The 19,515-nt window shown below is 67.7% G+C and carries 16 protein-coding genes, 1 tRNA gene and 1 pseudogene; 8 read left to right on the forward strand and 10 right to left on the reverse strand.

Annotated features, from left to right (window positions below):
• Positions 1–127: pseudogene (locus DPV74_RS27070) on the reverse strand (ATPase); the annotation flags it as partial.
• Positions 128–269: 142 nt separating this feature from the next.
• On the opposite strand from DPV74_RS27070, the gene DPV74_RS27075 reads away from it, so the two are divergent.
• Positions 270–872, forward strand: a complete 603-nt coding sequence (locus tag DPV74_RS27075) for a DNA-3-methyladenine glycosylase I (RefSeq protein ID WP_059490251.1) — start codon at positions 270–272, stop codon at positions 870–872.
• Between the two features lie 126 nt (positions 873–998).
• Here DPV74_RS27075 and DPV74_RS27080 read toward each other — a convergent pair whose 3' ends face one another.
• Positions 999–2,234 (reverse strand): PepSY domain-containing protein, encoded by a 1,236-nt coding sequence (locus DPV74_RS27080; protein WP_119338304.1) that lies wholly within the window; start codon positions 2,232–2,234, stop codon positions 999–1,001.
• Positions 2,235–2,461: 227 nt separating this feature from the next.
• Here DPV74_RS27080 and DPV74_RS27085 point away from each other — a divergent pair, with 227 nt between their 5' ends.
• A complete protein-coding gene (locus tag DPV74_RS27085; RefSeq protein ID WP_119338305.1) occupies positions 2,462–4,585 on the forward strand; it encodes a TonB-dependent siderophore receptor in 2,124 nt (707 codons plus the stop codon).
• 134 nt (positions 4,586–4,719) lie between these two features.
• On the opposite strand, the gene rpsU is transcribed toward DPV74_RS27085, so the two are convergent.
• Positions 4,720–4,932: a 30S ribosomal protein S21 gene (gene rpsU, locus DPV74_RS27090; RefSeq protein ID WP_006401410.1), complete on the reverse strand. Its 213-nt coding sequence runs from the start codon at positions 4,930–4,932 to the stop codon at positions 4,720–4,722.
• 520 nt (positions 4,933–5,452) lie between these two features.
• Between rpsU and DPV74_RS27095 the strand changes: the two genes are divergently transcribed.
• The 5 genes from DPV74_RS27095 to vioA all read left to right on the forward strand — a co-directional run bounded on the left by DPV74_RS27095 (position 5,453) and on the right by vioA (position 12,341).
• Entirely contained in the window at positions 5,453–6,607 is a 1,155-nt protein-coding gene (locus DPV74_RS27095) for a flagellin (RefSeq protein ID WP_021161125.1), read from the forward strand.
• Between the two features lie 132 nt (positions 6,608–6,739).
• Positions 6,740–8,248 carry a flagellar filament capping protein FliD gene (gene fliD, locus DPV74_RS27100; RefSeq protein ID WP_048025301.1) on the forward strand — a complete coding sequence of 503 codons (1,509 nt, stop codon included), beginning with the start codon at positions 6,740–6,742 and terminating at the stop codon, positions 8,246–8,248.
• 25 nt (positions 8,249–8,273) lie between these two features.
• Positions 8,274–8,573: a flagellar protein FliT gene (locus DPV74_RS27105; RefSeq protein ID WP_027788658.1), complete on the forward strand. Its 300-nt coding sequence runs from the start codon at positions 8,274–8,276 to the stop codon at positions 8,571–8,573.
• 257 nt (positions 8,574–8,830) lie between these two features.
• Positions 8,831–11,170: a tetratricopeptide repeat protein gene (locus tag DPV74_RS27110; protein ID WP_119338306.1), complete on the forward strand. Its 2,340-nt coding sequence runs from the start codon at positions 8,831–8,833 to the stop codon at positions 11,168–11,170.
• A gap of 28 nt (positions 11,171–11,198) precedes the next feature.
• A complete protein-coding gene (vioA, locus tag DPV74_RS27115) occupies positions 11,199–12,341 on the forward strand; it encodes a dTDP-4-amino-4,6-dideoxy-D-glucose aminotransferase VioA (protein ID WP_027788660.1) in 1,143 nt (380 codons plus the stop codon).
• 10 nt (positions 12,342–12,351) lie between these two features.
• On the opposite strand, the gene DPV74_RS27120 is transcribed toward vioA, so the two are convergent.
• The 7 genes from DPV74_RS27120 to DPV74_RS27150 form a co-directional block, all read right to left on the reverse strand.
• Positions 12,352–13,014, reverse strand: coding sequence for an acetyltransferase (locus tag DPV74_RS27120; RefSeq protein ID WP_027788661.1), 663 nt, complete (start codon positions 13,012–13,014; stop codon positions 12,352–12,354).
• A 92-nt stretch (positions 13,015–13,106) separates the two neighbouring features.
• Positions 13,107–15,047, reverse strand: a complete 1,941-nt coding sequence (locus DPV74_RS27125) for a tetratricopeptide repeat protein (RefSeq protein WP_119338307.1) — start codon at positions 15,045–15,047, stop codon at positions 13,107–13,109.
• Positions 15,048–15,086: 39 nt separating this feature from the next.
• Positions 15,087–15,830, reverse strand: coding sequence for an acetyltransferase (locus DPV74_RS27130; protein WP_119338308.1), 744 nt, complete (start codon positions 15,828–15,830; stop codon positions 15,087–15,089).
• Positions 15,831–16,251: 421 nt separating this feature from the next.
• Positions 16,252–17,925, reverse strand: coding sequence for a TIGR04222 domain-containing membrane protein (locus tag DPV74_RS27135; protein WP_119338309.1), 1,674 nt, complete (start codon positions 17,923–17,925; stop codon positions 16,252–16,254).
• A 140-nt stretch (positions 17,926–18,065) separates the two neighbouring features.
• Entirely contained in the window at positions 18,066–18,398 is a 333-nt protein-coding gene (locus DPV74_RS27140) for a helix-turn-helix domain-containing protein (protein WP_119338310.1), read from the reverse strand.
• Positions 18,395–18,664: a hypothetical protein gene (locus DPV74_RS27145; protein WP_257943096.1), complete on the reverse strand. Its 270-nt coding sequence runs from the start codon at positions 18,662–18,664 to the stop codon at positions 18,395–18,397. Before DPV74_RS27145 ends, DPV74_RS27140 begins: the two co-directional genes overlap by 4 nt.
• Positions 18,635–18,710 (reverse strand) — tRNA-Arg (locus tag DPV74_RS27150). The genes DPV74_RS27145 and DPV74_RS27150 overlap by 30 nt, the downstream gene beginning before the upstream one ends.
• Positions 18,711–18,962: 252 nt before the next feature.
• Between DPV74_RS27150 and DPV74_RS27155 the strand changes: the two genes are divergently transcribed.
• Positions 18,963–19,515, forward strand: a 553-nt coding sequence (locus tag DPV74_RS27155; RefSeq protein WP_162923147.1) for a cytochrome c5 family protein, incomplete at its 3' end; no start/stop codon positions are given.

A 19,515-nucleotide genomic window follows, 5' to 3' on the forward strand; every position in this document is an offset into this window, starting at 1 on the left:
TGCCGAGCCCGAGCCCCGACGGGCCGCCGCGCCCCTGCGCGAGCTCGCGCCCGTGCCGGTCGGCCAGCACCGCGCGCGTGCCCGTGCCGCCACCGTCGATCCCGATCGCAAAAAGTAATGCCGCCATGCCTTCATCCCGCTGATTCGAACAGGCGCCAAGCTTAACCGGATCGGCGCCGCGCGCCCATCTGCCGTTCGGCCGGCTGTTCCGTGAAAAGGGCTTCCGCTATGCTGGCGCGATCGAATCGACACTGAAAACGAGGCAGACGATGTCGCAGCGGTGCAACTGGGTGAAGACTGAAGCGGATGCTCACTATCACGATACCGAGTGGGGCGTGCCGTCGCACGACGATCGCCACCTGTTCGAAATGCTGATCCTGGAAGGTGCGCAGGCCGGGCTGTCGTGGTCGACGATCCTGAACAAGCGCGCGGGCTATCGCGACGCCTTTGCGGATTTCGACGTCGATGCCGTCGCGCGCTTCACGCCGAAGCGCATCGAAAAGCTGCTCGAGAATCCCGGCATCGTGCGCAATCGCGCCAAGGTCGAATCGGCGGTCACCAATGCGCGTGCCGTGCAGCGCATCCGGGAAGAGCACGGGTCGCTCGCCGCGTTCCTGTGGTCGTTCGTCGGCGGCACGCCGGTCCAGAACGCGTGGCAGTCGTACCGCGACGCGCCCGCGTCGACCGAGCAGTCCGACGCGCTCAGCAAGGCGCTGAAGGCGTACGGCTGCAAGTTCGTCGGTTCGACGATCTGCTATGCGCTGATGCAGGCCACCGGCATGGTCAACGATCACGAGGTCGGCTGCCCGTGCCACGCGCAATGCGCGGCGCTCGGCGGCAAGCAGCCGGCACGCCGGCGCAAGGCGGGCTGACGGCGCGGGCATCCGCCGGCCGCCCGTCGTTCGCCGCGGCCCTGCGGCGGTTATGCCGGTTATGCCGGCAATTCCGGCCAGGCTGCCAGCCGCCCCCTCACGAAACGATGCGCAACGCGCAACCGCTCACCTCGCGGCGCGCGACGGCGCCGGCGCAACCGCCCGCGCACTGCGTGCGGCCCGCACGCGCGCGCTGCGCTTCTTCACCCAGATGCAGATGCCCGTCACGCTCAGCATCGCGATGACGATCCCGAGCACGCTCACCGCGGCGCGGCCCGCGACGCCGGCGATCCGCCCCGAGTGCAGCGGAAACTGCGCCTGCATGAACAGGTCGCCGGCCGAGCCGCGGCCCGGCACCTGGGTGGCGACGGGCTTGCCGGTCACCGCGTCCCAGTAGAGCCACGCGTTGCCGAGCCCGACGTCGCCGTGATCGTTGCCGGGCGTGAAGAACCCGACTGCGTAGGCATTCATCGCCGGCGCGAACAGCAGCGCGCCGGGCGGCGCGGCGATCCCGGCGTCGCGCCCGGCCGCGCGCGCGATCTCGACGATCCGCTCGCGCGGCAGCATCGTGCTGCCCGGCGGCGCGGGCGGGAAGTGTTCGGGATTCGTGTACGGCGTCTCGGCGAGCGGCGACACCAGCGATACCAGCGGCCGCACGACGGGCACGGCGAGATTCATCGAGATCGACGTGACCGCGACGACCAGCAGCAGCCCCCACACCCACACGCCGCCCGAGCGGTGCAGGTCGAACACCAGCGGATAGCCGCCGCGCCGCACGCGGAACGCGAACGACTTGCGCCAGCTTTTCAGGTTCGGAAACGCGAGCACGAGCGCGATCAGGCTGTCGATCGCCCACACGATGCCGACAACGCCCATCACCCAGAACCCGAAGTTGATCCCGCCGTACACCGGCAGGAACAGCGAGTAGTGCAGCCGGTAGATGAACGGCATCAGGTCGAGCCGCGCGAGCGACGGCGCGCCCCATTCGCGGCGCCCCTGCACCGCGCCGGTCGCGGGATCGACGGCGATCTGGCTGAAGTCGAGCGCGTACGGCTGGCCGGTCGCCGGATCGGTGCGCGGCATCACGCCGGCCTGCAGCGTATGGCCCGGTTCGATCGCGAGCGGCAGATAGGTCACCTGCACGCGCGGGTCGGCGGCCTCGATGCGCGCCGCGAGCGCGAGCGGATCAAGCGGCGCCGCATCGCTGCGTGCGGTGTAGAAGTCCGGGTTCAGTCGCGCGTCGAGCTCGTGGTCCCACGCGATCAGTGCGCCGGTCAGCCCCGCGGCGAACAGGAACAGCGCGATCGCGAGGCCGAACCAGCGATGCAGGCGGACGAGAAACGGTCGCAGGAACGCATTCATCGCGCCCCCGGCAAAGGGAAAGCAGGCCGGCACGAGCGGCCCCGGATCAACGGAATGCAGGTCATTTGAGGTCACGCGCCGCGCACGAGCGGTGCCGGCCGTCGCTGGCGAGGCCGGATGCCCTTGCACGCGGCATGGAATTGTTGCGCGTTCGACGGGTTTTGGTACGATGCGCGGCATTTTATCGCAATGCGAATGATTCTTACTTGCATTTTTACTTATCCACGATGACCGTCAGCCTCGCCCGCCCTCCCGTCCGTCCACGTCGCATGGCCGCCGCCCTTGCCTGCATTGCCGCGTCGCTCGCGCACGCGGACGATTCTCCCGGCGGCGCCACGGTGCTGCCTGCCGTCAACGTCACGGCCGCGCACGACTCGCCGCAGCACCTGACCGACACGGTCTCCACCGGCGCGCTCGGCACGCGCCGCCAGCTCGACACGCCGTTCTCGACGACGATCGTCACGTCGGAGGAACTCGAGGCACGCCAGCCGTACAAGCTCGGCGACGTGTTCGCGAACGACGCGTCGGTGTCCGACAACAGCGGCGCGTACAGCGCGTGGGCCAGCTACATGACCGTACGCGGCATGCAGCTCGACTGGCAGAACGGCTACAAGATCGACGGGCTGCCGTTCGTCACGTACGGGATCACGATGCCGTACGAGCAGCTCGATCGCGTCGAGCTGCTGAAGGGGCTCGGCGGTTTCCTGTACGGCTTCGTGACGCCCGGCGGCGTCGTCAACTACGTGACGAAGCAGCCTGGCGCCGAACCCGTGCGCAGCGTCGACGTCGGCTACCGGAGCACCAATGCGTGGACCGAGCACGTCGATCTCGGCCAGCGCTTCGGGCCGGACGGCAGGTTCGGCGCGCGGCTGAACGCGACGCACGAGGAAGGCAGGACATACAACGACGGCAACATCCGCCGCGACAGCGTATCGCTCGCGCTGCAGGCGAACCTGACGCGCGACCTGTCGGTGAATGTCGGCGCGCTGTACCAGGATCGCCGCACGACGGGCCAGACGCCGTCGATCTTCACCGGCAGCTATCCAGGCGGCGTGCTGCCCGCGACGATCAGCGGCGGCACGACGAACCTCGGCGGCAGGGACCAGTACCTGAACACGAACCTACAGCTCTATACGGCCGGGCTGCAGTACCAGCTCGCGCCCGACTGGCAGCTCGACGTCGCGTACGGCTACAGCAAGGCGACGCGCCGTCGCAACGAAAGCACGCTGTACCTGCAGGATGCGGCCGGCAACTACACCGACAGCCGCTACGTCGGGATGGAGGATCACCGCTTCAGCCAGTGGCGCGCGATGGTCGAGGGCAAGGTACGCACGGGAGCGTTCAGCCACCAGATCGTGATCGGCGCGTCGTGGCAGAAGCAGGCGAACGACTATTCGGCGAACAGCGTGTTCGTGCCGCTCGGCGCCGGCAACCTGTATGCGCCGAATCCGTACCGCTACGACAGCCCGCACGGCTTCGTCCAGTACCGCACGAGCGAGATCGTGCAGAAATCGCTGTTCGCGAGCGACACCGTGCAGCTCACGGCGCGCTGGTCGGTGCTCGCCGGCGTGCGCTACATGAACTACGAGCAGCGCTCGTTCCAGGCAAGCGGCGCCGAGGATCCCGGCTATCGCCAGAACGGCGTGGTGACGCCGACGTTCGCGGTGATGTTCAAGCTCGCGCCGACGACCACCGCGTACGCGAGCTACGCCGAATCGCTCGAGCCCGGCAGCCGCGTGAACGACGTCTACGCGAACGCCGGCCAGGTGCTCAAGCCGCTGCGCAGCAAACAGTACGAACTGGGGATCAAGAGCGAGCACGCGCGCTGGAGCGCGACGGCCGCGTTGTTCCGCATCGAGCGCAGCGCCGAATATGCGAACGCGGCGAACGTCTACGTGCAGGACGGCGAATCGGTCATTCAGGGGATCGAGTTCGGTGCGCGCGCGAAATTCGGCGCGCGCTGGAACGCGGGCGTCGACGCGATGCTGGTCGACGCGTGGTACGCGAACGGGATCGGCAACAACGGCAACCGCGTCACGGGCGCACCGCGTTTCGTGCTCGCCGGCGACATCGGCTATGCGGTGCCCGGCGTGCCGGGGCTGACGCTCGGCGTCGATGCGAAATTCACCGGCGCGACGCCGCTGCGCGCGGCCGGCGGCCTCGACGCCCCGGGCTTTCTCGTCGTCAATGCGGGGGCGCGTTACCTGACGCGGATCGGCCGCCACGACGTGACGCTGCGCGCGTCGATCGACAACGTGCTGAACCGCCGTTACTGGGAATACCAGTACGCGGACTACGTGAAGCCGGGCGACCCGCGCACGGTGAGCCTGAGCGCGAAGATCGACTTCTGAGCGCCGCGCCGGCTGCCGGCCGGCATGGCCGCACCGCGGCGGCCTCGGGATTTTCCCGAGCCGCAAAAGCAAAACGGCGGAGCGGCTTCTTTCGAAGCTCGCTCCGCCGTTTCGCGGCGAACCGTCAGACGCTCTTAGTGGAGCTTCTTCGGCAGCATCTGGCTGCGCAGGCGCTTGTGCAGGCGCTTGACGGCTGCTGCCTTCTTGCGCTTGCGGACTGCGGTCGGCTTTTCGTAGGACTGGCGCTCGCGCAGTTCAGCGATCAGGCCATTTTTTTCGATAGCACGGCGAAAGCGGCGAATCGCCACTTCGAACGGCTCGTTTTCTTTCAGAAGAATCGTCGTCATGTCGTTCCTAAATTGCTTAAACGGTCAAAAACGTAGCGGCCAAGCGCCACGCACCGGCCATCCGAGCGTCCCCACAAACAGGCGAAACGAGCGGAAATACGGCCTCGGAGGCCGGAAAAGAGAGGCGGAAAGCACCGCGAGTACGCTTCACAAGCCGCGTGCAGCGCCGCGTTTGACTGCCAGCAGACACGCCGAAAACGGCAGAGGCTTGACAGAAATCTCAATTCAGCCCGCCATCATAGCAGGGAATCACAGACAAAACCACCCTTTTGTCGATTGCGTGTGCACAGGCGAACGACTGCGTGGCGAGACCGCTTTCAAGCCCCGTCCATCCGGCATCGCGCCGGATCGGTCCGAAATGACAAAGAAGGATAAAAAATCGGGCCGAATCTCAACGCGCCCCTCAAGTTTTGTTTTGGTGCGCCGAAATCCTGCTCTGAGGCGGCCAGCAATGAACGAGTGCTTCCGCCGACGCCAAAACGGCTTTCCAGGGCTTTCGGCTTACACAGGAGATTTTTCCATGCTCGGAATTAACAGCAACATCAACTCGCTGGTTGCACAGCAGAACCTCAACGGCTCGCAAAACGCCCTGTCCCAGGCCATCACGCGCCTGTCGTCGGGCAAGCGCATCAACAGCGCGGCAGACGACGCGGCAGGCCTCGCGATCTCGACCCGGATGCAGACCCAGATCAACGGTCTGAACCAGGGCGTGTCGAACGCGAACGACGGCGTGTCGATGATTCAAACGGCATCGAGCGCACTGTCGTCGCTGACGAACAGCCTGCAACGTATCCGCCAGCTGGCCGTCCAGGCATCGACGGGCACGATGTCCTCGACCGACCAGGCAGCACTGCAACAGGAAGTTGCGCAACAGATCCAGGAAGTGAACCGTATCGCGTCGCAAACGACGTACAACGGCACGAACATCCTGAACGGCAACGCAGGCATCGTGTCGTTCCAGGTCGGCGCGAACGTCGGCCAGACGATCTCGCTGGACCTGAGCCAAAGCATGTCGGCTGCCAAGATCGGCGGCGGCCTGGTGCAGAAGGGCCAGACGGTCGGTACGGTGACGGGCCTGAGCCTCGACACCGCCGGCGTGTACACGTCGTCGGGCGCGGCGATTACCGCGATCAACGTGCTGTCGGACGGTCAAGGTGGCTACACGTTCACCGACCAGAACGGCGGCGCCATCGCGCAAACCGTTGCTCAGTCCGTGTTCGGCGCAAGCGCAACGACCAGCAACGGCACGGCAGTCGGCAATCTGTCGATTCAAGCGAGCGCAACCAGCACGAGCATGTCGTCGGCGGCGCTCACCGCAATCACGAACGCAGTTGCGCAGATCAACGCCGTCAACAAGCCGGCAACCGTGTCGGGCCTCGACATCAGCACCGTCAGCGGCGCGAACGTCGCGATGGTGTCGATCGACAACGCGCTGCAGACGGTGAACAACGTTCAGGCGCAGCTCGGTGCGGCACAAAACCGCTTCACGGCAATCGCCACGGCGCAGCAGGCAGAATCGACCGACCTGTCGTCGGCACAGTCGCAGATCACCGACGCGAACTTCGCGCAGGAAACCGCGAACATGTCGAAGAACCAGGTGCTGCAACAAGCTGGCATCTCGGTGCTCGCACAGGCAAACTCGCTGCCGCAGCAGGTCCTGAAGCTCCTGCAGTAATCGCGTAGCAACCCACGGCCGGGCCCCGCGTAACGCGCGGCCCGGCCGTCGTCACTTGGCGCGCGGGGCCTTGCCCCGCCGCCAGGTCCTTATCCAGAATTTCACGGACTACCCGCCGCACGGAGCACTACGATGTCGACGATCAATCCCGCCGTCACCGCCGCCAACAGCTCGGCCAACAGCGCGCTGCAACAGGCCGCCCAATCGATCATCAGCGGATCGACCGGCAACTCGTCGATGGACGTCAACTCGCTCGTGACGGCACTCGTCAATGCGAAGACCGCCGGCCAGACCGCCGCGCTCAGCGCGCAGCAGGCCAGCGACAACACCCAGATTTCCGCGTACGGCGCCCTTTCGGCCGCGCTGAGCGCACTCCAGGCCGGCGTCACGACACTGTCGAACGGCTCGCTGCAAAACACCTTCACCGCCACCGCGAGCGGCACCGGCCTGACCGCGACCGCGGGCGCCGGCGCCGTCGCCGGCAGCTATTCGGTCGGCGTCACGCAGATCGCGACGTCGCAGTCGCTGTCATCGGCCGCGTTCGGTGCGTCGACGGCGCTCGGCACCGGCACGATGACGCTGTCGCTCGGCAGCAAGTCGTTCACGGTCAACGTGGGCAGCAACAACAACACGCTGTCCGGCATCGCCGCCGCGATCAACAACACGACCGGTAACCCGGGCATCGTCGCGTCCGTCGTCAACGGCAGCGATGGCGCGCACCTCGTGCTCAGCTCGACGCCGACCGGTGCGGCGAATGCGATCAGCGTCACGGTCAGCAACGTGACCGGCGACAACGGCCTCTCCAGCCTCGGCGTCACGTCGACGGCCAGCACGACGGGCGGCCAGTCGTCCATTGCGTCCGCCAACAGCAGCGCCGCCTGGAAGCAAAGCACCGCCGCGCAGGACGCCGCCTTCACGATCAACGGCATCGCCGCGACGAGCGCGAGCAACACCGTGACGGGCGCGATCACCGGCGTCACGCTGAACCTGACCTCGGCCGCCGTCAGCGGCACGCAGCCGCAGACGCTGACGGTCGCCACCGACACGAAGACGCAAGCGTCGGCGATCAACAACTTCGTGACGCTCTACAACACGCTCGTCACGACGATGGGCTCGCTGTCGAGCTTCACGGCCGGCGCGTCGTCGCAAGGCCCGCTGCTCGGCGACTCGACGCTGAACACGATCCGCAACGCACTCGCGTCGGTCGTCGCGGGCGGCGTGAGCAGCAACGGCTCGACGGTCAACCTCGCGTCGATCGGCGTCACGCTGCAGGCCGACGGCACGCTGCAGGTCGACAGCACCGCGCTCAACTCCGCACTGCAGAACAACCCGACCGGCGTCGCGTCGCTGTTCAACTCGACGAACGGGATCGGCCAGCAGCTGACGAAGGACATCACGAACTACACGCAGACGGGCGGGCTGATCGCCGCACGCACGACCGCGCTCAACAACGACCTGAAAAGCGTCGCCACGCAGCAGACCAACCTGTCGAACTACGTCGCGCAGCTGACCAGCCAGTACCAGGCGCAATTCACCGCGCTCAACACGCTGATGGCGACGATGAACAGCAACTCGCAGTACCTGACGCAGCTGTTCGGCGGCACGAACAGTGCCGGCGCGCTGTCGAGCAACAAGAGCTGACCGCTGGCCGGACAGGAGAGCCACGATGGAACAGACCGAACTGATCGCCCAGCTCGACGCGCTCACCGACGCGATCGAACATGCGGCCGCGATGGCCGACTGGATCGAGGCGGCGCGCCTCGTCGACCTGCGCGAGCCGCTCGTTGCGTCGCTCGCGGCCGATCAGCCGCCGGCCGGCATCGCCGCGATCCGCCGGATTCAGGCCAGCAACGCGCGCATCTTCGCCGACGCGCAACGCGCGCAGCAGGAGCTGACCAACGAATACCAGGCGGCGATGGGCCGCGTGCAGGCCGTCGGCCAGTACCAGAGCATCGCGAGCCGTTAAATCGCGCCACGCGGCGCCCGACACGCGTGCGCCGCCAACCTGACAACAAGAACTACGCGCTGATGTGAGGGCGTGCTCGTTCGCCTCCGCCCGCCTCGTGCGGGCGTTTTTTTTGGGGCGCCGCCAGTCGCACCGCCCGGCCCCGCGGCGGGCCGTTCAATCGGCCAAACTGACCGGGCTTTTACCGTCATCTCGCGGCATCGGCGCAGCGGCGCGCTACCCATAATGGTATCGACCGACTTTCCGCAGATTCCATCATGCTCTCGCTCGACCTGTCCGCCTCCGCCACGCTTACGCCCGAACAGCAGCTTGCGCAGGACATTGCGCTCGTCATGGACAACGCGCTCGAGCGCCATCGCAGCGGCGCGTTCGACGACGCCCGGGCGCTGTACGAGGCCATCCTCGACGCGGTGCCCGCGCATGGGGATGCGCATTACAACCTCGCGGTGCTGCTGGCCGATACGGGCCACGCGGCCGACGCGGTGCCGCATTTCGAAGCCGCCCTCGGCGCGAGCCCGGACAACGGCTACTACTGGGTCAGCTACATTCACGCGCTGCATCGCAGCGGGCAGACGGCCGCCGCGTGGATCGCGGTCGAAATCGCGCAGCAGCGCGGCGTGCACGGCCCCGCGCTGAACGGCTTGATCGCCCAGTTGGCGTCACCCGACATCGTGCTCGCAACGGCAGCGGTCGCGGCCGCCCCAAGCGGCATCGACGCGGCGATCGTCCTGGAAACCGCGGCCGGGCGGAGCGACTCCGGCAAGTCTGCCCGCCGCCCCAATCAGACGCTGCTGCAAAAGCACGCAGCGCTGTTCGACAAGAACAGGCACGCGGAAGCCACCGCGCTTGCACGAAAACTGGTCGCCGACTATCCGGAAGACGGCGCATGCTGGCGCGCGCTGTCCGCCTCGCTTCACCGGGAAGGCCGCTTCGCGGAGATGATCGAGGCCGGCTTGCGCACGGTCGAATTGCTGCCGAACGAAGTCCTCGTGCGCATCCTGCTCGCCGATACGCTGCGGGCGATGAACCGTCTCGCCGAAGCCGACGAGCAGTGCACGCGCCTGTACCAGCTTCAGCCCGATCACCCGGAGGCCATGCGGATTCGCGGTCTCGTGCTGTTCGCGCTGCGCCGCACGAATGAAGCGCTCGCGGCCTGCCGGCGCGCGGTCGAACTCGCGCCCGGCGCCGCCGCGCCGTGCGGCACGCTCGGCTTCGTGCTGCTCGAACTGGGCGCAACGCAGGAAGCGATAGGCTGGCTGAAGCGCGCGATCGAAATCAACCCGACCGACAGCGTCACCCACAGCAGCATGCTGTTCTGTATCGCGCACAGCACCGAATTCGATCCGCAGGCGCTCGTGGCGGAGCACCGCAAGTTCGGCGAGCGCTACGACAATCAAAAGCGCAAGCGCGCGGCCGTGTTCTCGAACCCGCGCGATCCGGCGCGCAAGCTGCAGGTCGGCTTCGTATCGGGAGACCTGTACGGCCACGCAGTCGCCTCCTACGCGGTACCCGTGATCGAGCATCTCGCGGCCGATCCCGGCATTGCGATGCACTTCTATCACAATCACTTCGAGGAGGATCACACGTCGGAACGCTTCAAGACCCACGCGACGACCTGGCGCAACGTCGCCGGCATGAGCGACTCGGCCTTCCTCGAACGCGTGCGCAACGACGGCATCGACATCGTGATCGACCTGTCGGGCCATACCGGCCGCAACCGGCTCGTTGCGCTGGCGCAGCGCGCCGCGCCGGTTCAGGCGTCGTGGATCGGCTATCCGGCCACGACCGGCCTCGCCGCGATGGACTACTACCTGACGGACCGCTTCGTCGCGCCGCACGGCGCATTCGACGACCAGTTCGTCGAGCAGATCGTGCGGCTGCCCGCGATCGCGCCGTTCATGCCGCCGCCGAACTGCCCGCCCGTCAACGTGCTGCCGGCGCTGCACAACGGCTATACGACGTACGCCAGCTTCAACCGACTGAACAAGCTGAGCCCGCACGTGATCGAGGTCTGGGCGCGCGTGCTGCACGCGGACCCGACCGCACGCATGGCGCTCGGCGCGATCGGCAACGACGGCGACCAGCAGACGCTGACCGAATGGTTCGCAGCCGCCGGCATCGATGCCGGCCGCCTGACGTTCCACCGGCGCTCGAACATTCCCGTCTACATGCAGCAGCATCACGGCGTCGACCTCTGTCTCGACGCGTTCCCGTACACCGGTTCGACGACCACGCTGAACGCGCTGTGGATGGGCGTACCGACCGTGACGATCCCCGGCGCGACGATGGCCGGGCGCGGCAGCGCGGGCTGGCTGCAGCACGTCGGGCTCGACGCGTACATCGCGACCGACGAGGACGACTTCGTCGCGAGGGCGCTGGCGCTCGGCCGCGACACCGCCGCGCTGCAGGCGCTTCGCGCCAGCCTGCGCGCGCGCTGCGGAGAGTCCGCCGCGTTCCGACCGGCTGTCGTCGCGGCCGGGCTGTCGTCGGCGCTGCGCACGATGTGGACCCGCTGGTGCGCGGGCGAACCCGCGACCGCATTCGATACGCCGCTGTTCGACGACATGACCACCGCACAGGCCGCGGCAGAGGCCTGAACCTCACGTCAGATCGAGAGAGACCATCATGACCGCCAGCCTGCCCGCGTCGTCCGTCGCGCAACTGCCGCACGAACGCATCTACGTCACGCAGCCGCACCTGCCGCCGCTCGACGAATTCCTGCCGTACCTGGAGAAGATCTGGGAGAGCCGCACGCTGACCAACGGCGGCCCGTTCCACCAGCAGTTCGAGCGCGCGCTGTGCGAGTATCTCGGCGTGCCGCACCTGTCGCTGTTCGCGAACGGCACGCTCGCACTCGTCACCGCGCTGCAGGCGCTGCGCATCAACGGCGAAGTGATCACGACGCCGTATTCGTTCGTCGCCACCGCGCATTCGCTGCTGTGGAACGGCATCAAGCCGGTATTCGTCGACGTCACGCCCGGCACGCTCAACCTGGACCCCGCGCGCATCGAGGCGGCGATCACGCCACAAACCACCGCGATCATGCCCGTGCACTGCTACGGCAATCCGTGCGACGTCGACGCAATCCAGAAGATCGCCGACAACTACAACCTGCGCGTGATCTATGACGCCGCGCATGCGTTCGGTGTGCAGAACACCACCGGCAGCGTGCTCACCCACGGCGATCTGTCGGTGCTGAGCTTCCACGCGACGAAGGTGTTCAACACGTTCGAAGGCGGCGCGATCATCTGCCCCGACGCGAAGACCAAGCAACGGATCGATCACCTGAAGAACTTCGGTTTCGTCGACGAAGTCACGGTCGTCGCGCCCGGCATCAACGGCAAGATGAGCGAAATCAACGCCGCGTTCGGGATGCTGCAGTTGCAGCACATCGACGGCGCGCTCGCGCGCCGCCGCGAAATCGACACGCTGTACCGCACGCTGCTCGCCGACGTGCGCGGCATCCGCTGCGTGCCGCTCGGCGGCCAGACCGTCGCGAACCACGCGTATTTCGCGATCCTCGTCGACGAAGACTACCCGCTCGATCGCGACGGGCTGTACCGGAAGCTGCGCGACTACGACGTGTACGCGCGCCGCTACTTCCATCCGCTGATTTCGGAATTCCCGATGTACCGCGGGCTGCCGTCCGCCAACCGCGACAACCTGCCCGTCGCGACCGAGGCCGCGCGCAAGGTGCTGTGCCTGCCGATCTACCCGGCGCTCACCGACGACATGGTCCGCCGTATCGTCGAGCTGATCGCGCGCTGACGCGCGACGCCTACAGGTAACGCTCGCCGGCCGCGCGCGCGCGGATCCGGCGGGCCGGGTTGCCGTACACGACGGTGTACGGCTCGACGTCGTGCAGCACGACCGCGCCCGCGCCCACGACGCCGTGCTCGCCCACCGCGATCCGGTGCCGCAGCATCGCACCGAGGCCGATCGCCGCGCCGCGGCCGATCCGGCAGTTGCCGCCCGTGACGACGCCTGGCGCGAGACTCGAGAAATCCTCCATCGTGCCGTCGTGATCGAGCGACGCGTTCGTATTGACGATGCACCCGCTGCCGATCGTGCAGCACGGGTTGATCACCGCGCCGGCCATCACGACCGTCCCCGCGCCAATCGTCGACGCCTTGCCGATGCATGCGGCCGGATGCACCGCCGACACGCACGGCAGGCCCGGCACGAGCGCCGCAAGTGCGGCCGTCACGTTCTCTCGCGCGTGGTTGTCGCCGATGGCGACCAGCAGCCCGGCGATGCCGTGCGCACCGACCAGATCCGGCAGGTCGCGTTCGGCGCCCAGCACCGCGTAGCCGAGGGTCTCCTCGCCGCGGGGCCGGAACGAATCGATCAGCCCGGCGATCCGGTACCGGCCAGCCTGTTCGACGATGTCGATCACGACCTTGGCGTGACCGGACGAGCCGACGATGACGATGTTTTCCACAAGGGCCTCGATTGATCTGAAAGCAGGGGCGGCCTTGCCGCGTTCCCCGCAGTATGCCGCGTCGCCATACCCGCGCGGCGCGCGCCGTCATGTCAGACGACCTGCGCCGTCTCGTCCGCCGTCACGCGACCCGCTGCAAAATGCGCGGCAAACGCCGCCCGCAAGCGCTCGGCCAACCGGATCCAGCTCTCGTCGCGCCCGCGCCGGAACAGCCGCACCGTGCCCGGATACCACGGCGAATCGTCGCGGCCGTGCATCCAGCGCCAGTCCACGTCCTGATTCGGCAGCAGCACCCAGCAAGGCTTGCCGAGCGACGCGGCCAGATGCGCGGTGGACGTGTCGACGCACACCACGAGATCGAGTTGCGCGACGATCGCGGCCGTATCCGCGAAATCGTCGAGCTCCGAGCCCAGATGCAGCAACGGCAGGCCGCCCGGCGGCTGACGCGCCTCGTCCTCGCCCTGCCCTTTCTGCAGACTCACGAAATTCACCCCCGGCACGCTCCACAGCGGCGTCAGCAACGCAAGCGACGGCAGCGAGCGGTGCGCGTCGTTGTGATGCTTCGGGTTGCCTTTCCACACGAGGCCGACGCGCGGGCCGGCCGGCAATACATCGACGCGTGTGCGCCAGCGCGCGACGCTGGCCGGATCGGGCGCGAGCCGCACCGGCGGCGGGATCGTGTCGAGTGTCGTGCCCATGTGCATCGGCGCGCTCAGCAAACTCGTCCAGTAATCGAACTGCGCGGCTTGCGCCATCGCCGTCTCGTGATCGAGCACCGCGTCGACGCCGTCGACCGTCGCCATCAGCCGATGCAGCGCGGGCTGGCACGCGAACACCACGCGCGCCGCGTGCCGCTCACGAAATTCCGCGAAATAGCGGCTGAACTGCAGCATGTCGCCCAGGCCGTCTTCCTGCCAGACGAGCAGCGTCTTGCCGGCGAGCGGCTCACCCTGCCACTGCGCGCACCGCAGCACCTCGCGGGTCCGGCGGTGCACGAACGCCGTGTGTTCGTAGCGCGATTCGTAGCGCCGCCAGCCTTCTTCGAACCGGCCCAGGCCGAGCAACAGCGTCGCCAGGCCGAAACGCGCATCGCCATAGTCCGCACGCAGTTCGAGCGCACGGCGGTACGCGCGTTCGGCGTCGTCGTGGCGGCCGGCATGCGCGAACGTGGTGCCGAGGTTGTAGTGCACTTCGGCCATGTCCGGAGCGAGCGACAGCGCCTCGGCGAACACGGCCATCGCTTCGTCGTGACGACCCTGCGCGCGCAGGACGCAGCCGAGATTGTTGTGCGGCTGCGGCAGGCCGGGACGGCAACGGATCGCGTCGCGATAGGCCGCTTCGGCTTCCGGCAGGCGATCGAGGTTCTGCAGCGCGACGCCGAGGTTGTAGTGCGCCTCCGGGTGATCCGGGCACAGCGCGAGCGCCTGGCGGCTGGCGGCTTCCGCTTCCGGCAGCCGCTGCATGTCGACGAGGATCGCGCCGAGATTGGCGTGCGCGAGCACGGAGTCCGTGCGCACGGTAATCGCGAGCCGGTAGGCGAGTTCCGCTTCGGCCTGGCGGCCGAGCACACGCAACAGGTTGCCGAGATCGGTCAGCACGTCGGCCGACTGCGGCTCGATCAGCAGCGCCTGCCCGAATGCCTGCTCGGCTTCATCGAGCCGGCCGAGCGCTTCGAGCACCTTGCCGAACCGGTGATGGTGCGACGCCCGCAACGGCGTGACGGACGCGAGCTGCTGGCGCAGGAGTGCCTCGGCATCGGCCAGGCGCCCTTGCGACACGAGCAACGCGCCGAGGCCGTCGCAGGCCGGCTCGAACGCCGGCATCGCGTCGATCGCGCGCCGCCACCATGCTTCCGCGTCGGCCAGCCGGTTCAGGCCGAGCGCGCAGACGGCCGCGATGTGCAGCGCCGCGACTGCCGGCACCGGCCGGTCGAGCAGGGGCGCGACGAGTGACAGTGCGTCGGCGAACTGTCCGTTCTGGCACAGGGTCGCCGCGTGTTGAACCAGCGCGGATTCGTCGGAAGCAGGGGTCATGTCATGCGGCGCCGCACGGCGCGCGGCGCGAACGGACGTTCAGACGGACGCCGGCACGGCGGCCGGTTGGCCCGGCTGGCTGACGGCCCGGTCCCTGGCCTCCTGGAGCGCTGCGAGCGTGTCGAGTGCGCGCTCTTCGTCGGCGGTGAAATCGACCAGAAATGCATCGTTGTTCTGCTTGATCCAGTCGAGCGGCATGTCCCACCACGCGAGCTGCAGCAGTCGTTCGCGCACTTTTTCCGTGAAACGGAAGCGAATCAGACGAGCCGGCGAACCGGCATAAATGCCGTACGCCTCGGTGCGGAAATTGGGCGGGATGACGGCCCGCGCGCCGATCACGCATCCGCTCTCGATCTGACTGCCACCGAGAAACAGCGCTTCGTCGCCGATCCAGACGTCGTTGTGGATCACGGTGTCCGCGTATTGCGGCATCGGCGGATTCTCGAGGCCGTTACCGTAGAGGCTGAACAGGCTCGTGGAAATGGTCCGGATCTCGTGCTGGCCATTCAACAGGAATCGCAGACGCATTCCGCCAGCCACGTGCTTGCCGATCACGAGTTTCTGAACGTCCCGATCGTACTTTGCGATCGATCCCACACCGATCGACGAGCACCGGCCGATATGACACGTCCCCATCGGCGCCTCTTCATCGACCCAGTTGCGGAAAAAATTGTTCGGAATCGCCGAAAAGGCACCATCCCGGTAGCCGAGCACGATGAAATGCTTCGCCCACGGATGGTCAGGCAGCACGCCAATACAATCGTCGGAGGTCGTAACGTTCATTCGCGGTCGCAAGTGTGCCGGTGCGGCGGCTCGATGCCGGGCCGCTCGAAACGGCGGTGGAAAACGTCGCGGCACATCGGCCACGAGCAGGGACGATGCAGTATAGAAAGCCGGCGACGGCAACCGACAACGAATAAGAACGGCGTTCTGGCTTCTGTTCCGGAGATAGGGGCTGGTGAGGTCTCGCGTCCGCGGCCCGGATGCGCCGCGCGTGGGCGTGGAATTGCCGTCGCCGGCCGATGACGGGTGCGTGCATCATTCGGCGCTCGGGCGTTGACGCCCGGTTTTCCTTCGTGATGCTCACACGTCGGCAGAGTCGCAGCTTCGATCCGGCCGGCCGGTTCCGTCACGGGAGCCGGCCGCCGTGGCGATGTGCCGCCGCCGCCTTCACCAACGGTGTGCGCCGCTCACTCCCCCGCGCTCAATTACTCGACGAACACCCACCGCAACTACTCGAACTGCACGAGCTGGAACTGCACGAACTCGACGAACTGCAGCTCGACGACGAGCAACTGCTGTCCGATGCATCGAACGAACTACCGCTGCCCGCTTTCAGGGCGGCGAGCGACGACATCCGCGACGCGGTCTGCACGGTTTGCGAATACACCGACCAAGCGGTGCCGGCCAGCGCACCCGCACCGAACAGCGCGGCAGTCCACAACAACGGGTCCGGGTCGTCGCGTTCGCGGTCCTGCGTCTGCTGCGTCTGCTGCGTCTGCTGTGCTGCGTGCGCATCGGGTTGCGAGGGTTGCGGGCGCTGCGGATTTCGCGCGGCGCGCGGATCGTGCGCGATCCGGCGCGCAAGCAGCGCGGCCCGCCCGGCAGCCGTCGCCCCACCGCGCCCGAAACCGGTCAGCCGCCGCACGACGATCCGGTACGCGACCGCGAACACCACCATGCAGACCGCGAGCAGCAACACGGGCCGCCCGCGGCTCAGGCCGATCGCGAGTTTCGCGGCCCCCGTGCCCAGTACGATCAGCACGATCGCACGCGCGGCCAGGCGCGACGCGCGCATCTCGCCGGGTGCCCACAGCCAGCCTTGTGCGCGCATTCCGTCGACGACCTCCTGCGCATACCCGGCGAGTCGCTTGCGAAACACGTCGTAGCTCACGGTGCCGGACGGCTGCTCCTTGAGCCACGCGCAGTGGTCGTCATGGCGCCCCGCACGTTCCATGTCGGCGATCTGCACGTAGCCACCCTGCCCGGGTGCGGCCCACAGGTCGACCGCGCCCGCCTGCGCGAGCGACATCGTCACGACCTGGGCGACCCGTGCCTCGCCGCCGGTGAGATAGGCGACTTCGTCGGTGCTCAGGTCGGCCGACGCCTTGCGCGTATGCCCGCCCCAGCGTCGACAGCGGAACTCGATCGCCTGAAGCACGACGATCAGCAACAACGCGACGACGCACGCCGGCACATAGAACGCGAGAAACTGCGACCCCGCGTAGTTCAGCACGTTGAAGTCCTGCGCCGATGCGCAGGTCGCGGCGACGCTCGCAGCGGCAGCCGGCCAGGCGAGTTTCGGCAGCCGGTCGCGCCAGGTCCTGCGCGCCGGCACGGCGGCCGGCGAGTTCGCGTCCCCCGCCCCATTCGCAGCCGACGGTTCCGGGGGCAGCGATCCGGATGCGGCACGCAGGCCGGCAGGCCGCGGCCAGATCGACTCCGGCGGCTCGCAGCCGAACAGCCGGCGATAGCTGTCCAGCGTGTCGCGATAACGCTGCGCGTACGCGGCGGCCTCGTCCGGCGCGCCCGTGCCGGGCATGTGATGCAGCCGCGCGCGCAGCACGCCGGCGCAGAAGACGTCCCAGTATTCGAGCGTGTATTGCAGGTGGAAATGCCACGCGGCATCGACCGCGACCGACGGCGTGACCGGGTGTCCGGCCGCCTGCGAGAGAAACGCGAAGCGCTTGTATTCGTCGATCACGGCCAGCGCGTGCGCATGCGACCAGCCTTCGGCTTCGGCAAGACGCCGGCTGTACGGCAGCGGCGCGTTCGGGTCGTCAGGGGAATACGCTCGCAGACGCGCGAGCAGCGCGTGCTGCGCATCGGTCAGCGCGCGGGCATCGACTGCGGTCGAGGTAGACGGAATGGCAGCCATCGGGAGTCGGCGCGATGCGCGGACGGCCGCCGCGATCGACGCTTGGAGTTGTCGTTGCGGGGGATTCTCGCACATCGGCGAGGCGGCGCGACGGCGTGCCGGGCCTGCATGCAGGGCCGCTCGCGGCGCTGCGCCGCGGGTCAGAGGTTGAGCTGCGCGATCGTGATGTCGAGCGCGGCCGCAACCTTCTTGCGCATCGACTTGCGCAGCTTCCCGCGCTTTTCCTGTTTGGCGTAGTCCGCGCGACTGATGCCGATCCGCCGCGCGAGCATCTCGGCCCGCGTCAGGCCGAGATGCTCGCGCCACGCGCGCGCGGGCGAGCTTCCGTCGAACACGACGCGCGTCACGAGCTCGTGCGGAATCAGGTCGCGTGCGGCGCACCGCTGCGCGACATAGTCCGCGTACGGGATCACGACGAAGGCTGGCGCGCCGTCCGGGCCGTTGATGATCTGGACTGGGTGGGATTTGGTCATGCGGTGATCGCGGCGCCGGTTTCCGGGCGGCTGTTCCTCGTTTCGGTCGACATGTTCAATCGGCGTTTCAGGCCGGCTTCGGGTGCGTCGAACGACATCGGTGCAAGGTTTCGCCCGGTCGGATGCACGCGATCGGAAACCGCCATGCTGATAGCCGGCCGGAATATTACTGCAAGCGGGGAAATGGTGATGGGGATGAGACGGCGAAACCGCCGAGCGCCTGAACAGGCATGTTTTGGCGCGCCCGGCTGGGATCGAACCAGCAACCCCTGCCTTCGGAGGGCAGTACTCTATCCATTGAGCTACGGGCGCGTGAGACAGTGAAACGACCCCAATATACAGGCCGCCCACGATTGGCAAGACGGCAAGGATACCCGGTTTCCCATGACGCGTCCACCTTGCCCGACGAATCCCCGCCGCACCGCGCTGCGTGCGGGTAAACACGCGCCATCGCGCCGCTCGCCGTGATGTAAACGTTCCGTCTATAATCGTCCGTGCTTCATTGGACTGCCATTTTGCCGTTGCACCGCGCTCACAATTCCTATTCACGGAGACGAGGCAAGCATGAGCGAAGCACCCCACGAATCTCCCGTCAAAACCCCCGGGCAGCTGATTGCCGTCATCATCGCGTCGTTCGCGATTCCGATCATCCTGATCGTCCTGTTCGCCAATTATGCGAACCATGCGTTCCGCGCCGGCGCCGGCACGGACGCGCTATCCGACGAGCAGGTCGCCGCGCGTATCGCCCCGCTCGCGCAGGTCGAAGTGAAGGACGCCAACGCGCCCCGCACGTACAAGACCGGCGAGGCTGTCTACAAGGCCGTCTGCGTGACCTGCCACGGCACGGGCGCCGCCGGCGCGCCGAAATTCGGCAACAAGGACGACTGGGCGCCGCGCATCTCGCAAGGCTTCGACACGCTGCTGAAGACGGCGCTGGCCGGCAAGGGTGCGATGCCGCCGCGCGGCGGCACGAGCCCCGACGACGTCAGCGACTATGAAATCGCCCGTGCGATCGTCTACATGGCGAACAACGACGGCGCGAACTTCCCCGAACCGGCCGCACCGGCCGCCAACGCGGCGCAGCCCGCCAGCGGCGCGGCAGGCGCGTCGGGCCCGG

Source organism: Burkholderia sp. HAN2018, assembly GCF_024704855.1.
Classification (GTDB): domain Bacteria; phylum Pseudomonadota; class Gammaproteobacteria; order Burkholderiales; family Burkholderiaceae; genus Burkholderia; species Burkholderia cepacia.

Bases quoted from the DNA above. Each gene is read 5' to 3' on its own strand.
- DPV74_RS27075 (WP_059490251.1), top strand. From the start codon at position 270: ATGTCGCAGCGGTGCAACTGGGTGAAGACTGAAGCGGATGCTCACTAT.
- DPV74_RS27080 (WP_119338304.1), bottom strand. From the start codon at position 2,234: ATGAATGCGTTCCTGCGACCGTTTCTCGTCCGCCTGCATCGCTGGTTC.
- DPV74_RS27085 (WP_119338305.1), top strand. From the start codon at position 2,462: ATGACCGTCAGCCTCGCCCGCCCTCCCGTCCGTCCACGTCGCATGGCC.
- rpsU (WP_006401410.1), bottom strand. From the start codon at position 4,932: ATGACGACGATTCTTCTGAAAGAAAACGAGCCGTTCGAAGTGGCGATT.
- DPV74_RS27095 (WP_021161125.1), top strand. From the start codon at position 5,453: ATGCTCGGAATTAACAGCAACATCAACTCGCTGGTTGCACAGCAGAAC.
- fliD (WP_048025301.1), top strand. From the start codon at position 6,740: ATGTCGACGATCAATCCCGCCGTCACCGCCGCCAACAGCTCGGCCAAC.
- DPV74_RS27105 (WP_027788658.1), top strand. From the start codon at position 8,274: ATGGAACAGACCGAACTGATCGCCCAGCTCGACGCGCTCACCGACGCG.
- DPV74_RS27110 (WP_119338306.1), top strand. From the start codon at position 8,831: ATGCTCTCGCTCGACCTGTCCGCCTCCGCCACGCTTACGCCCGAACAG.
- vioA (WP_027788660.1), top strand. From the start codon at position 11,199: ATGACCGCCAGCCTGCCCGCGTCGTCCGTCGCGCAACTGCCGCACGAA.
- DPV74_RS27125 (WP_119338307.1), bottom strand. From the start codon at position 15,047: ATGACCCCTGCTTCCGACGAATCCGCGCTGGTTCAACACGCGGCGACC.
- DPV74_RS27130 (WP_119338308.1), bottom strand. From the start codon at position 15,830: ATGAACGTTACGACCTCCGACGATTGTATTGGCGTGCTGCCTGACCAT.
- DPV74_RS27135 (WP_119338309.1), bottom strand. From the start codon at position 17,925: ATGGCTGCCATTCCGTCTACCTCGACCGCAGTCGATGCCCGCGCGCTG.
- DPV74_RS27140 (WP_119338310.1), bottom strand. From the start codon at position 18,398: ATGACCAAATCCCACCCAGTCCAGATCATCAACGGCCCGGACGGCGCG.